General features: G+C 70.3%; 12 protein-coding genes. All 12 read left to right on the forward strand.

Annotated elements, in window-relative coordinates:
• The first annotated feature begins 2 nt into the window (after positions 1-2).
• On the forward strand, positions 3-1,289 hold the full coding sequence (locus ACH492_RS31575) for a dihydroorotase (RefSeq protein WP_398991494.1): 1,287 nt from the start codon (positions 3-5) through the stop codon (positions 1,287-1,289).
• A complete protein-coding gene (locus ACH492_RS31580; RefSeq protein ID WP_398991496.1) occupies positions 1,286-1,858 on the forward strand; it encodes a hypothetical protein in 573 nt (190 codons plus the stop codon). Before ACH492_RS31575 ends, ACH492_RS31580 begins: the two co-directional genes overlap by 4 nt.
• Positions 1,855-3,006, forward strand: coding sequence for a glutamine-hydrolyzing carbamoyl-phosphate synthase small subunit (gene carA, locus ACH492_RS31585; protein ID WP_398991498.1), 1,152 nt, complete (start codon positions 1,855-1,857; stop codon positions 3,004-3,006). Before ACH492_RS31580 ends, carA begins: the two co-directional genes overlap by 4 nt.
• A complete protein-coding gene (carB, locus tag ACH492_RS31590) occupies positions 2,999-6,307 on the forward strand; it encodes a carbamoyl-phosphate synthase large subunit (protein ID WP_398991500.1) in 3,309 nt (1,102 codons plus the stop codon). Before carA ends, carB begins: the two co-directional genes overlap by 8 nt.
• A 55-nt stretch (positions 6,308-6,362) precedes the next feature.
• The gene (locus ACH492_RS31595) at positions 6,363-7,472 is read left to right on the forward strand and encodes a quinone-dependent dihydroorotate dehydrogenase (RefSeq protein ID WP_398991502.1); all 1,110 of its coding nucleotides are present in this window, start codon (positions 6,363-6,365) and stop codon (positions 7,470-7,472) included.
• The gene (pyrF, locus tag ACH492_RS31600; protein WP_398991504.1) at positions 7,469-8,308 is read left to right on the forward strand and encodes an orotidine-5'-phosphate decarboxylase; all 840 of its coding nucleotides are present in this window, start codon (positions 7,469-7,471) and stop codon (positions 8,306-8,308) included. Before ACH492_RS31595 ends, pyrF begins: the two co-directional genes overlap by 4 nt.
• A 268-nt stretch (positions 8,309-8,576) precedes the next feature.
• A complete protein-coding gene (locus ACH492_RS31605; RefSeq protein WP_005319887.1) occupies positions 8,577-8,900 on the forward strand; it encodes an integration host factor in 324 nt (107 codons plus the stop codon).
• 38 nt (positions 8,901-8,938) lie between these two features.
• Positions 8,939-9,502 (forward strand): guanylate kinase, encoded by a 564-nt coding sequence (gmk, locus tag ACH492_RS31610; protein WP_398991506.1) that lies wholly within the window; start codon positions 8,939-8,941, stop codon positions 9,500-9,502.
• Positions 9,503-9,545: 43 nt separating this feature from the next.
• A complete protein-coding gene (gene rpoZ, locus ACH492_RS31615; protein ID WP_005319902.1) occupies positions 9,546-9,818 on the forward strand; it encodes a DNA-directed RNA polymerase subunit omega in 273 nt (90 codons plus the stop codon).
• A 112-nt stretch (positions 9,819-9,930) separates the two neighbouring features.
• Positions 9,931-11,133 (forward strand): bifunctional phosphopantothenoylcysteine decarboxylase/phosphopantothenate--cysteine ligase CoaBC, encoded by a 1,203-nt coding sequence (coaBC, locus tag ACH492_RS31620; RefSeq protein ID WP_398991508.1) that lies wholly within the window; start codon positions 9,931-9,933, stop codon positions 11,131-11,133.
• Positions 11,134-11,375: 242 nt separating this feature from the next.
• Entirely contained in the window at positions 11,376-12,599 is a 1,224-nt protein-coding gene (metK, locus tag ACH492_RS31625) for a methionine adenosyltransferase (protein ID WP_398991510.1), read from the forward strand.
• An 81-nt stretch (positions 12,600-12,680) separates the two neighbouring features.
• Complete coding sequence (locus tag ACH492_RS31630; protein ID WP_398991512.1) at positions 12,681-14,825, forward strand: primosomal protein N'; 2,145 nt, start codon at positions 12,681-12,683, stop codon at positions 14,823-14,825.
• Positions 14,826-14,869: the final 44 nt, after the last annotated feature.

Genomic DNA, 14,869 nt, shown 5'->3' on the forward strand with positions numbered 1-14,869 from the left:
CCATGAGCAAGATCCTTATTCGTGGCGCGAAGGTGCTGGGCGGCGAGGCGGAGGACGTCCTGATCGACGGCGAGACCATCGCCGAGGTCGGTACGGGAATCGAGGCCGGCGACGCGACCGTCGTCGAGGCCGAGGGGCAGATCCTGCTGCCCGGTCTCGTCGACCTGCACACCCATCTGCGCGAGCCCGGCCGCGAGGACTCCGAGACCGTCCTCACCGGCACCAAGGCGGCCGCTGTCGGCGGTTTCACCGCCGTACACGCCATGGCGAACACCTTCCCGGTCGCCGACACCGCAGGCGTCGTCGAGCAGGTCTACCGCCTCGGCAAGGAGTCCGGCTACTGCGACGTGCAGCCCGTCGGCGCCGTCACCGTGGGTCTGGAGGGCAAGCAGCTCGCCGAGCTCGGCGCGATGCACGACTCCGCAGCCGGCGTGAAGGTCTTCTCCGACGACGGCAAGTGCGTCGACGACGCCGTGATCATGCGCCGCGCGCTGGAGTACGTGAAGGCATTCGACGGCGTCGTCGCCCAGCACGCCCAGGAGCCCCGCCTCACCGAGGGCGCCCAGATGAACGAGGGCATCGTCTCCGCCGAGCTCGGCCTCGGCGGCTGGCCGGCCGTCGCCGAGGAGTCGATCATCGCCCGCGATGTCCTCCTCGCCGCCCACGTCGGCTCCCGTGTCCACATCTGCCACCTCTCGACGGCAGGCTCGGTCGAGATCGTCCGCTGGGCCAAGTCCAAGGGCTGGAACGTCACCGCCGAGGTCACCCCGCACCACCTGCTGCTCACCGACGAGCTGGTACGTACGTACAACCCGGTCTACAAGGTGAACCCGCCGCTGCGCACCGAGGCCGACGTCATGGCCCTGCGCGAGGCCCTCGCCGACGGCACCATCGACTGCGTCGCCACCGACCACGCCCCGCACCCGCACGAGGACAAGGACTGCGAGTGGGCCGCGGCCGCCATGGGCATGGTGGGCCTGGAGACCGCGCTCTCCGTCGTCCAGCAGACGATGGTCGAGACCGGGCTGCTCGACTGGGCCGCGGTCGCCGACCGGATGTCCTTCCGTCCGGCGCAGATCGGCCGTCTGGACGGCCACGGCCGCCCCGTCTCGGCAGGTGAGCCCGCGAACCTCACGCTCGTCGATCCGGCATACCGTGGACTCGTGGACCCCGCGGGCTTCGCCTCCCGCAGCCGCAACACCCCCTACCAGGGCCGTGAGCTGCCGGGACGCGTGACCCACACCTTCCTGCGGGGCCGGGCCACGGTCGTCGACGGGAAGCTCGCGTGACATCTCTCATCCAAATCGCCGCCGAGCAGAAGTCGGCGGATGTGACCGACTGGGCCGCCCGCATCGGCTGGGTCGTCGGACTGCTGCTGTTCATCGCGTTCGTCTACTGGCTGATGCGCCAGGGATGGAAGTGGCGCGGCAGCCTCCAGTCCGACCTGCCCGAGCTGCCTGCCGTGCCGGAGGCGCCGGGCGAGGCGAAACTTGAGCTGACCGGCCGCTACCACGGCTCCACGACCGCAGGGCAGTGGCTGGACCGGATCGTCGCCCAGGGCCTGGGCGCACGCAGCCGGGTCGAGCTCAGGCTCACGGACGCGGGCCTCGAGGTCGTACGCCCCGGCGCGCGGGACTTCTTCGTCCCGCAGGCGGCCCTGCGCGAGGCCAGGCTGGACAAGGGCATCGCGGGCAAGGTCCTCGCCGAGGGCGGACTGCTGATCGTCACCTGGGCGCACGGCGACAAGCTGATCGACTCCGGCTTCCGCTCCGACCACGCGGCCGAGCAGGCCGCCTGGGTCGAGGCGATCAACACCATGAGCACTGTGAACAGCACGACGGAAGGCACCGCACGATGACGACCTCCAATCCGGGGCACGCCTCGAAGAGGCAAGGGGTGTCTCCCGCCGTACTCGTCCTGGAGGACGGCCGCACCTTCCGCGGCCGCGCCTACGGGGCCGTGGGGGAGACCTTCGGCGAGGCGGTGTTCAACACCGGCATGACCGGTTACCAGGAGACGCTCACCGACCCCTCGTACCACCGTCAGGTCGTCGTGATGACCGCCCCGCACGTCGGCAACACCGGCGTCAACGACGAGGACGACGAGTCCAAGCGGATCTGGGTCGCCGGCTATGTCGTCCGCGACCCCGCGCGGGTGCCCTCCAACTGGCGCTCCCAGCGCTCCCTGGACGACGAGCTCGTCTCCCAGGGCGTGGTGGGCATCAGCGGCATCGACACCCGTGCGCTCACTCGCCATCTGCGTGAGCGCGGCGCGATGCGCGTCGGCATCTTCTCCGGCGATGCGCTCGCCGACGAGGCCACGCTGCTCGCGCGGGTGCAGGAAGCCCCCCAGATGAAGGGCGCGAACCTCTCCGCAGAGGTGGCCACCACCGAGGCGTACGTCGTCCCGGCGATCGGAACCAAGCGCTTCACCGTCGCCGCCATAGACCTCGGCATCAAGGGCATGACCCCGCACCGGATGGCCGAGCGCGGCATCGAGGTGCACGTCCTGCCCGCCACCGCCACGGTCGATGACGTGTACGCCGTGAACCCCGACGGCGTGTTCCTCTCCAACGGTCCCGGCGACCCGGCGACCGCCGACCTGACCGTGATCAAGGGCGTACTGGAGCGCAGGACCCCGCTCTTCGGCATCTGCTTCGGCAACCAGCTGCTCGGCCGCTCGCTCGGCTTCGGCACGTACAAGCTGAAGTACGGCCACCGCGGCATCAACCAGCCCGTGCAGGACCGCTCCACCGGCAAGGTCGAGGTCACCGCCCACAACCACGGGTTCGCCGTCGACGCGCCGCTCGACAAGGTCTCCGAGACCCCCTACGGCCGCGCCGAGGTCTCCCACGTCTGCCTCAACGACAACGTGGTGGAGGGCCTGAAGCTGCTCGACCAGCCGGCCTTCAGCGTCCAGTACCACCCCGAGGCGGCCGCGGGCCCGCACGACGCCGCGTACCTCTTCGACCGCTTCGTATCCCTGATGGAGGGCCAGCGTGCCTAAGCGCTCCGATATCCAGTCCGTCCTGGTCATCGGCTCCGGCCCGATCGTCATCGGCCAGGCCGCCGAGTTCGACTACTCCGGCACCCAGGCCTGCCGCGTCCTCAAGTCCGAGGGCCTGCGCGTCATCCTGGTGAACTCCAACCCGGCGACGATCATGACCGACCCGGAGATCGCCGACGCCACGTACGTCGAGCCGATCACCCCGGAGTTCGTCGAGAAGATCATCGCCAAGGAGCGCCCCGACGCGCTGCTGCCCACCCTCGGCGGCCAGACCGCGCTCAACACCGCGATCTCCATGCACGAGCAGGGTGTCCTCGAGAAGTACGGCGTCGAGCTCATCGGCGCCAATGTCGAGGCGATCAACAAGGGCGAGGACCGCGACCTGTTCAAGGGCGTCGTCGAGGCCGTCCGCGCCAAGATCGGCCACGGCGAGTCCGCCCGCTCGGTCATCTGTCACACCATGGACGACGTCCTGGCGGGCGTCGACGAGCTGGGCGGCTACCCGGTCGTCGTCCGCCCCTCCTTCACCATGGGCGGCGCCGGCTCCGGCTTCGCGCACAACGAGGACGAGCTGCGCCGTATCGCGGGACAGGGCCTCACACTCTCGCCGACCACCGAGGTGCTCCTGGAGGAGTCCATCCTCGGCTGGAAGGAGTACGAGCTGGAGCTGATGCGCGACAAGCACGACAACGTCGTGGTCGTCTGCTCCATCGAGAACTTCGACCCCATGGGCGTGCACACCGGCGACTCGATCACCGTCGCGCCCGCGATGACGCTGACGGACCGTGAGTACCAGCGGCTGCGCGACGTCGGCATCGCGATCATCCGCGAGGTCGGTGTGGACACCGGCGGCTGCAACATCCAGTTCGCCGTCAACCCTGACGACGGCCGGATCATCGTCATCGAGATGAACCCGCGGGTGTCGCGGTCCTCGGCGCTGGCGTCGAAGGCCACCGGCTTCCCGATCGCCAAGATCGCCGCCCGTCTCGCCGTCGGCTACACCCTCGACGAGATCCCCAACGACATCACCGAGAAGACCCCGGCGTCCTTCGAGCCCACGCTCGACTACGTCGTCGTCAAGGTGCCGCGCTTCGCCTTCGAGAAGTTCCCGTCCGCCGACGCCACCCTCACCACCACCATGAAGTCGGTGGGCGAGGCCATGGCGATCGGCCGGAACTTCACCGAGGCGCTCAACAAGGCCCTGCGCTCGCTGGAGAAGAAGGGCTCGCAGTTCTCCTTCACCGGCGATCCCGGCGACAAGGGCGGGCTGCTGCTGGCCGCCAAGGTCCCCACCGACGGCCGGATCAACACCGTCATGCAGGCCATCCGAGCGGGCGCCACCCCCGAAGAGGTCTTCGAAGCGACGAAGATCGACCCCTGGTTCGTCGACCAGCTCTTCCTGATCAAGGAGTACGCCGACGAGCTCGCCGCCGCCGAGAAGCTCGACCCCGAGCTGCTCGCGGACGCAAAGCGCCATGGCTTCTCCGACGTCCAGATCGCCGAGATCCGCGGGCTGCGCGAGGACGTCGTACGCGAGGTCCGGCACGCGCTGGGCGTTCGCCCGGTCTACAAGACGGTCGACACCTGCGCCGCCGAATTCGCCGCGAAGACCCCGTACTTCTACTCCTCCTACGACGAGGAGAGCGAGGTCGCGCCGCGCGAGAAGCCCGCCGTGATCATCCTCGGCTCGGGGCCCAACCGCATCGGCCAGGGCATCGAGTTCGACTACTCCTGCGTCCACGCCTCCTTCGCCCTCAGCGACGCCGGCTACGAGACCGTGATGGTCAACTGCAACCCCGAGACCGTCTCCACCGACTACGACACCTCCGACCGGCTCTACTTCGAGCCGCTCACCCTGGAGGACGTCCTGGAGATCGTCCACGCCGAGTCGCAGGCCGGCCCGATCGCCGGTGTGATCGTCCAGCTGGGCGGCCAGACCCCGCTCGGCCTGGCACAGGCGCTCAAGGACAACGGCGTGCCCGTCGTGGGCACGCCCCCGGAGGCCATCCACGCCGCAGAGGACCGCGGCGCCTTCGGCCGCGTCCTCGCCGAGGCCGGACTCCCCGCCCCCAAGCACGGCACCGCGACCACCTTCGCCGGGGCCAAGTCCATCGCCGACGAGATCGGCTACCCCGTCCTCGTACGCCCGTCGTACGTGCTCGGCGGGCGCGGCATGGAGATCGTGTACGACGAGGCCCGCCTCGAGTCGTACATCGCCGAGTCCACCGAGATCAGCCCCACCCGTCCGGTGCTGGTCGACCGGTTCCTCGACGACGCGATCGAGATCGACGTCGACGCGCTCTACGACGGCACCGAGCTCTACCTCGGCGGCGTGATGGAGCACATCGAGGAGGCCGGCATCCACTCCGGCGACTCGGCCTGCGCACTGCCCCCGATCACGCTCGGCGGCTTCGACATCAAGCGGCTGCGGGCCTCGACCGAGGCCATCGCGCGCGGCGTCGGGGTACGCGGACTGATCAACATCCAGTTCGCGATGGCCGGGGACATCCTGTACGTCCTCGAGGCCAACCCGCGTGCCTCGCGGACCGTCCCCTTCACCTCGAAGGCGACCGCCGTGCCGCTGGCGAAGGCCGCCGCCCGCATCTCGCTCGGCGCGACCATCGCCGAGCTGCGCACCGAGGGCCTGCTGCCATCGAGCGGCGACGGCGGGACGCTCCCGATGGACGCGCCGATCTCCGTCAAGGAGGCCGTGATGCCGTGGTCCCGCTTCCGCGACATCCACGGCCGCGGCGTCGACACCGTCCTCGGCCCGGAGATGCGCTCCACCGGTGAAGTCATGGGCATCGACACGGTGTTCGGCACGGCGTACGCCAAGTCCCAGGCGGGCGCGTACGGTCCGCTGCCCACCAAGGGCCGCGCGTTCATCTCCGTCGCCAACCGCGACAAGCGCTCGATGATCTTCCCGGCCCGTGAACTGGTCGCGCACGGCTTCGAGCTGCTCGCCACGTCCGGCACGGCCGAGGTGCTCAAGCGCAACGGCATCAATGCCACCATCGTGCGCAAGCAGAGCGAGGGCGCGGGCCCCAACGGCGAGCGGACCATCGTCCAGCTCATCCACGACGGCGATGTCGACCTCATCGTCAACACCCCGTACGGCACCGGCGGCCGTCTCGACGGCTACGACATCCGTACGGCGGCGGTGGCGCGCTCCGTGCCCTGCCTGACGACGGTCCAGGCGCTCGCTGCCGCTGTCCAGGGCATCGACGCGCTCAACCGCGGGGATGTGGGTGTGCGTTCACTCCAGGAACACGCAGAACACCTGACCGCGGCCCGCGACTAGCAATCGGGGAGGGGGACACCGGAAACGGTGTCCCCCTCTTTGCGAGGACACCACCATGTACAAGTTCGTCTTCAATCTCCTCTTCAAGCGGATGGACCCGGAGCAGGCCCACTACCTGGCCTTCCGCTGGATCCGGCTCGCGGTCCGCATCCCCGTCCTGCGTACGTTCATCGCGGCCGTGCTCGCGCCCCGCCACAAGGAGCTGCGCACCGAGGCGCTCGGTCTGCGCATGCACGGCCCGTTCGGCCTCGCCGCAGGCTTCGACAAGAACGCCGTCGCCATCGACGGCATGTCGATGCTCGGCTTCGACCACATCGAGATCGGCACGGTCACGGCACAGCCGCAGCCGGGCAACCCCAAGCAGCGGCTGTTCCGGCTCGTACCGGACCGTGCGCTGATCAACCGCATGGGCTTCAACAACGAGGGCTCGGCGGCCGTCGCCGAGCGGCTGGCTTCCCGGAAGGCGGTCTTCAGGACCGTCGTGGGCGTCAACATCGGCAAGACGAAGGTCGTGCCCGAGGCGGAGGCGGCGGCCGACTACGTGACGTCGACCGAGCGCCTGGCGCGCCACGCCGACTACCTGGTCGTCAATGTCTCGTCGCCGAACACGCCCGGCCTGCGCAACCTCCAGGCGACCGAATCGCTGCGCCCGCTGCTGACGGCCGTACGCGAGGCGGCCGACCGCAGCGTCGAAGACCGCCGCGTCCCCCTCCTGGTCAAGATCGCGCCGGACCTCGCGGACGAAGACGTGGACGCGGTTGCGGACCTGGCCCTCGAACTCGGCCTGGACGGCATCATCGCCACCAACACGACCATCGCGCGTGAAGGCCTCGGCCTGAAGTCCGATCCGGCACTGACCAAGGAGACCGGCGGACTGTCCGGAGCGCCGGTCAAGGCGCGCTCCCTGGAGGTGCTGAGCCGCCTGTACGCGCGCGTGGGCGACCGGATCACGCTCATCGGCGTCGGGGGCATCGAGAACGCCGAGGACGCCTGGCAGCGCATCCTCGCGGGCGCCACGCTCGTGCAGGGCTACAGCGCCTTCATCTACGAGGGCCCCTTCTACGCCCGCGCCATCCACAAGGGCCTGGCCGCCCGGCTCAAGGCCTCCGCGTACGCCACCCTCGCCGAGGCCGTCGGCGCCGAGACCCGGAAGGCAGCCAAGTGACCCTCGAACCGTTCGGTGCACGCCTGCGCCACGCCATGGACACCCGTGGCCCGCTCTGCGTCGGCATCGACCCGCACGCGTCCCTGCTGACCGCCTGGGGCCTGAACGACGACATCGCCGGCCTGGAGCGCTTCACGCGTACGACCGTGGAGGCCCTGGCCGACCGGGTCGCCGTCCTGAAGCCCCAGTCGGCGTTCTTCGAGCGCTTCGGCTCGCGCGGCATCGCCGTCCTGGAAAAGGCGGTCGAGGAGGCGCGGGCGGCGGGCGCGCTGGTGCTGATGGATGCCAAGCGGGGGGACATCGGCTCGACGATGGGCGCGTACGCCGCGACCTTCCTCGACAAGGACTCGCCTCTCTTCTCGGACGCGGTGACCCTCTCGCCGTACCTGGGCTTCGGCTCGCTGCGTCCGGCGCTGGACGCAGCGGCGCTCTCCGGCGCGGGCGTGTTCGTACTCGCCCTCACCTCGAACCCGGAGGGCGCGGAGGTGCAGCGCTCCACCGCTGCGGACGGGCGATCCCTCGCGCAGGTGATGCTGGACCACATGACCGTGGAGAACGCCGGTGCGCGGCCGCTCGGCTCGGTCGGCGCGGTGGTCGGCGCGACGCTGGGCGACGCGGGTGTGAATCTCGACATCAACGGGCCGCTGCTGGCTCCGGGCATCGGCGCGCAGGGCGCGACCCCGGCGGACCTTCCCGGCGTCTTCGGCGCGGCGGTCGGCAATGTCGTGCCGAGCGTGAGCCGCGGCGTGCTGCGGCACGGTCCGGACGTGGCGGCGCTGCGGGAGTCGGCGGCGCGTTTCGCGGACGAGGTGCGATCGGCCGTTTCGGGGGCCTAGCGCTTCCGCAGAGGGGCCTCGAAAACCTCCGCAGCGGCCGCATTGGCAGAATCTTGGCCAAAAAAGCAGGCCGATATGTCAGAAATGTCCTGGTCGGTCGATGCTGACCAGGACTTTTCGTCTGTTCTCGCTGACTGGAGCGGTCATGCCCGCTAGTCTCCGTCGAAGAGCGAACGTGCACTGCGTTGCTCGTTGCTCGCCTGGTGAGGGGCGACTAGGTTCCTCACCGGTCCGTATCCGACAGTTCGACATCCGAGGTGACGTAGGCGTGGCTCTTCCGCCCCTTACCCCTGAACAGCGCGCAGCCGCGCTCGAAAAGGCCGCCGCGGCTCGCCGGGAGCGGGCCGAGGTCAAAAATCGACTCAAGCACTCCGGCGCCTCGCTCCACGAGGTCATCAAGCAGGGCCAGGAGAACGACGTCATCGGCAAGATGAAGGTCTCCGCTCTCCTTGAGTCCCTGCCGGGCGTGGGCAAGGTCCGCGCCAAGCAGATCATGGAGAGGCTCGGCATCTCCGAGAGCCGTCGCGTGCGCGGTCTCGGCTCGAACCAGATCGCGTCTCTCGAGCGCGAGTTCGGCGGCGGCGCCGCCTGACGTTCTCGGGCACTCCCGAGAACCTGGATAATCGCTGCATGGCAGCAGAGGTACGTCCGCGGCTGACCGTGCTCTCCGGCCCCTCCGGGGTCGGCAAGAGCACGGTCGTCGCCCATATGCGCAAGGTCCACCCCGAGGTATGGCTCTCGGTGTCGGCCACTACAAGAAAGCCGCGCCCCGGCGAGCGTCACGGCGTTGAGTACTTCTTCGTCAACGACGAGGAATTCGACAAGCTGATCGCCAATGGCGAGCTGCTGGAATGGGCGGAGTTCGCGGGCCACCGCTACGGCACGCCGCGCCGCGCGGTCCTCGATCACCTGGAGGCGGGCGAGCCCGTCCTGCTGGAGATCGACCTCCAGGGCGCCCGGCAGGTCAAGGAGTCCATGCCGGAGGCGCTGCTGGTCTTCCTGGCCCCGCCGAGCTGGGAGGAGCTGGTGCGCCGTCTCACCGGCCGCGGCACCGAGCCGCCCGAGGTCATCGAGCGCCGGCTGGAGGCTGCCAAGGTGGAGCTGGCGGCCGAGTCGGAGTTCGATACGACCCTGGTCAACACCTCCGTCGAGGACGTAGCACGTGAGCTGCTAGCCTTGATGCAAGTTGTTTGATCTTTTTCTGTTTTTCCCTGAAGTTTCTTCGGAAGGCTAGAGCGTGTCCTCTTCCATCACTGCGCCCGAGGGCATCATCAACCCGCCGATCGACGAGCTGCTCGAGGCGACTGACTCGAAGTACAGCCTCGTGATCTACGCGGCCAAGCGCGCGCGTCAGATCAATGCGTACTACTCGCAGCTCGGTGAGGGTCTGCTCGAGTACGTCGGGCCGCTTGTGGACACCCACGTCCACGAGAAGCCGCTCTCGATCGCCCTGCGGGAGATCAACGCGGGTCTGCTGACCTCGGAGGCCATCGAGGGCCCGGCTCAGTAGCGATTTACGTTCTTCAGCGTTTTGCGTTCTTCACCACAGGCCTGGCGGCGCGACTGCCGGGCCTGTGGTGTGTCATGGGGAAGTACGCATCCGAGTGCGGGGAGACGCAGCAGTGGACAAGCCGAAGGTCGTTCTGGGGGTCAGCGGAGGCATCGCCGCGTACAAGGCGTGCGAGCTGCTGCGGAGGCTGACGGAGTCGGACCATGACGTTCGCGTCGTGCCCACCGAGTCCGCGCTGCACTTCGTCGGCGCCGCGACCTGGTCGGCGCTCTCCGGACACGCCGTCTCGACCGAGGTCTGGTCCGACGTCCACGAAGTTCCGCACGTACGGATCGGGCAGGGCGCCGATCTGGTCGTCGTCGCGCCGGCCACCGCCGACATGCTCGCCAAGGCGGCCCACGGCCTCGCCGACGACCTGCTGACCAACACACTCCTCACCGCCCGCTGTCCGGTGGTCTTCGCGCCCGCGATGCACACCGAGATGTGGGAGCACCCCGCCACCCAGGAGAACGTCGCGACCCTGCGCCGCCGCGGGGCCGTCGTCATCGAGCCCGCCGTCGGCCGGCTCACCGGCGTAGACACCGGCAAGGGGCGGCTGCCCGAGCCGGACGAGATCTTCGAGGTCTGCCGCCGGGTACTCGCCCGCGGCGTGGCCGCCCCGGACCTCGCGGGCCGCCATGTGGTCGTCAGCGCGGGCGGCACGCGCGAGCCCTTGGACCCGGTGCGCTACCTCGGGAACCGCTCCTCCGGCAAGCAGGGATACGCCCTGGCCCGCACCGCCGCGGCCCGCGGCGCCCGCGTCACGCTCATCGAGGCCAACACCGGACTGCCGGACCCGGCGGGCGTCGACGTCGTCCACGTCGGCACGGCGGTCCAGCTGCGCGAGGCCGTGCTCAAGGCCGCGGCGGAAGCCGACGCGGTGGTGATGGCCGCGGCCGTCGCGGACTTCCGCCCCGCCGCGTACGCCGCAGGAAAGATCAAGAAGAAGGACGGTCAGGAGCCCGCGCCCATCGCGCTGGTCCGCAATCCCGACATCCTCGCCGAGATCTCCGCCGAGCGGGCCCGCCCCGCCCAGGTGATCGTCGGCTTCGCCGCCGAGACGGACGACGTACTCGCCAACGGCCGCGAAAAGCTGCGCCGCAAGGGCTGTGACCTTCTCGTCGTCAACGAGGTGGGGGAGCGCAAGACGTTCGGCTCCGAGACGAACGAAGCGGTGGTGCTCGCCGCGGACGGCGACGAGACTCCGGTGCCGTACGGGCCCAAGGAGTCCCTCGCCGACATCGTCTGGGACCTGTTGGTCCCACGGCTTGGGTGAATTCTTGGTTTCGCCGCGACGAGTGGTCGAAATCACGTGAAATCCGACGTATCACCCTAGGATCGGGGTCTATCGCCCTGCCGTACCGGACCGCAGTCCTGGTCGTAGAGCTCCCACGGAGCGAGACGGGTGGACCGGCGGCGGAGGGTGACGGATAAACTGCTCATGGACCGTCGCGAGGCGCAGCCCCCGGCCGGTCCGCCAATGATCAGCCAGCAGCCGCTGCAACCCCAGGGAGCATTGTGTCCCGTCGTCTGTTCACCTCGGAGTCTGTGACCGAGGGTCACCCCGACAAGATCGCTGACCAGATCAGCGACACGATCCTCGACGCCCTTCTGCGGGAGGACCCGACCTCCCGGGTCGCCGTGGAGACCTTGATCACCACCGGCCTGGTGCACGTCGCCGGCGAGGTGACCACCAAGGCGTACGCGGACATCCCCACGCTCGTTCGCAACAAGGTCCTCGAGATCGGCTACGACTCCTCGAAGAAGGGCTTCGACGGCGCTTCCTGCGGCGTCTCGGTCTCCATCGGCGCGCAGTCGCCGGACATCGCGCAGGGCGTCGACACCGCGTACGAGAAGCGCGTCGAGGGGTCCGCCACAGGTGAAGAAGGCGACGAGCTCGACAAGCAGGGCGCCGGCGACCAGGGCCTGATGTTCGGCTACGCCACCGACGAGACACCCGAGCTGATGCCGCTGCCGATCCACCTGGCGCACCGGCTCTCCCGCCGCCTCTCCGAGGTCCGCAAGAACGGGACCATCCCCTACCTGCGTCCCGACGGCAAGACCCAGGTCACCATCGAGTACGACGGCGACAAGGCCGTCCGCCTCGACACCGTCGTGGTCTCCTCGCAGCACGCCTCGGACATCGACCTGGACTCGCTGCTCGCTCCCGACATCCGCGAGTTCGTCGTCGAGCACGTGCTGAAGCAGCTGGTGGACGACGGCATCAAGCTGGACACCGACGGCTACCGTCTGCTGGTCAACCCGACCGGACGGTTCGAGATCGGCGGCCCGATGGGCGACGCCGGCCTCACCGGCCGCAAGATCATCATCGACACCTACGGCGGCATGGCCCGCCACGGCGGCGGCGCGTTCTCCGGCAAGGACCCGTCCAAGGTGGACCGCTCGGCGGCGTACGCGATGCGCTGGGTCGCGAAGAACGTCGTGGCCGCCGGCCTCGCGGCGCGCTGCGAGGTCCAGGTCGCCTACGCGATCGGCAAGGCCGAGCCGGTCGGCCTCTTCGTCGAGACCTTCGGTACCGCCACGATCGACGTGGACAAGATCGAGCAGGCCATCGGAGAGGTCTTCGACCTGCGCCCGGCGGCCATCATCCGCGACCTGGATCTGCTGCGGCCGATCTACGCGCAGACGGCGGCGTACGGCCACTTCGGCCGCGAGCTGCCGGACTTCACGTGGGAGCGCACGGACCGCGTGGACGCGCTGCGCAAGGCTGTGGGTCTGTAAGCACTGCACGCGCACGGCGGCCCCGGACCGGCAAGGTCCGGGGCCGCCGTGCTGTCAGTGGCGTCTGGTAGGAATTTGGCTGTGAGCAGCGACGACAAGCAGCCCGAGAAGCCCGCCGCCGGTGGGCCGGAGCAGCTTGCTCTCATCCGCGAGGCCGTCCGCAAGGCCAAGGTCCCGAAGGCCAAGCCGCGGACCTGGCGAGGGGCCGCGCTGGCCAAGGAGCTGCCCGTCGCGCGGGTGATGGTCAACAAGGGCGTGCTCCATCTCGACCAGTATTTCGACTACGCCGTGCCCGAGGAGCTGGACGCGGACGCGCAGCCCGGGGTGCGGGTGCGGGTGCGGTTCGGGGCCGGGGGGCACCGGGTGCGGGAAGGGCGGCGAGAAGGGGGCGGCCTGATCGACGGGTTTCTCATCGAGCGGCGTGCCGAGACGGACTACGGGGGAGCGCTCGCCGCGCTCGCCTATGTCGTCTCGCCCGAGCCGGTGCTCAGCCCGGAGATGCTGGCCCTCGCGCGCGCGGTCGCCGATCGGTATGCCGGCAGCCTGGCGGATGTGCTGCAGCTCGCCATCCCGCCCAGGAACGGCCGTGCCGAGTCGAAGCCCTCGCCGGAGCCGCTGCCGCCGCCCGCCGCGCCGGACGCCGGGAGCTGGGGGCGGTACGGCCGCGGGGCGGCGTTTGTGGAGGCGCTCGCGACCGGGGGTGCGCCGCGGGCCGTGTGGACCGCGCTGCCCGGACCGCAGTGGCCGGACGAACTGGCGCGGGCCGTCGCGGCGACGCTCGCCTCGGGGCGGGGTGCGCTGGTCGTCGTCCCGGACGGGCGGCGTGCGGCGCGGGTCGATGCCGCGCTCACCGCGCTGCTGGGGGAGGGCCGGCATGCGGTGCTGACCGCCGAGTCCGGGCCCGAAAAGCGGTACCGGCAGTGGCTCGCCGTGCGGCGCGGGTCGGTGCGGGCCGTCGTTGGGACGAGGGCCGCGATGTTCGCTCCCGTACAGGATCTCGGGCTGGTCGCCGTCTGGGACGACGGCGACTCCAGCCACAGCGATGAGAACGCACCGTTCCCGCATGTGCGCGAAGTCCTCGAGCTGCGGGCCACGCACGACAAGTGCGGCTTCCTGCTGGGGAGCACGAGCTGCACGGTGGAGGCGGCCCAGCTGGTGGAGAGCGGCTGGGCCCTGCCGCTGATCGCCGACCGTGAGCAGGTACGCAGCGCCGCGCCCCTGGTGCGTACGATCGGGGACGGGGAGCTGGCGCGAGACGAGGCGGCGCGGGCGGCGCGGCTGCCGAGTCTGGCCTGGCAGACCGTCCGCGACGGGCTGAAGAGTGGACCGGTGCTGGTACAGGTGCCCAGGCGGGGCTATGTGCCCAGACTCGCGTGCGAGCGGTGCCGCACGCCCGCGCGGTGTCGGCACTGTTCCGGGCCGCTGGAGGCGCCCGACCAAAGGGATCTGACCTGTGGGTGGTGCGGGCGCGGTGCGGTGGACTGGCACTGCGTCGCGTGCGGGAGTACGAGACTGCGCGCCCAGATCGTGGGCGCGCGGCGTACGGCGGAGGAGCTCGGCCGGGCCTTCCCAGCGGTCCAGGTGCGCACATCGGGCCGCGACCATGTGCTGGACACCGTGCCGGGGCGGCCCGCGCTGGTGGTGAGCACGCCGGGCGCGGAGCCCGTCGCCGACGGTGGATACGCGGCGGCGCTGCTGCTCGACGGCTGGGCGATGGTGGGGCGGCCCGACCTGCGGGCGGGCGAGGACGCGCTGCGGCGCTGGATGGACGCCGCATCGCTGGTGCGCGGGCAGGGCGAGGGCGGCACGGTGGTGATCGTCGCCGAGCCGACACTGCGGTCGGTCCAGGCGCTGGTGCGCTGGGACCCGGTCGGGCACGCGCAGCGCGAGTTGGGCGAGCGGGCGCAGCTGGGGTTCCCGCCGGTCTCCCGGATGGCGTCGGTGTCGGGCCCTGCGGAGGCGATAGCCGCGTTTGTGGCGTCGGCCGAACTGCCCGGCGACGCGGAGCTGTTGGGCCCGGTGCCGCTGCGGGCCACCGATCCGGGCAGACCACGGCGGCCGGGTGACCCCCCGGTGGGCGAGGTGTGGGAGCGGGCCCTGCTGAGGGTGCCGCCAGGCAGCGGAGCGGCGCTGGCGGCCGCGCTGAAGTCGGCACAGGCGGCCCGGCTGGCCCGCGGGGGCACCGAGCCGGTACGGATCAGGATCGACCCGCCGGACATCGGCTGAGGGGATGCTGACGGGACGCTTAGGGGATGGGGACAGGGCCGGGC

This window comes from Streptomyces sp. NPDC019443, assembly GCF_044389785.1.
Taxonomy (GTDB): Bacteria; Actinomycetota; Actinomycetes; order Streptomycetales; family Streptomycetaceae; genus Streptomyces.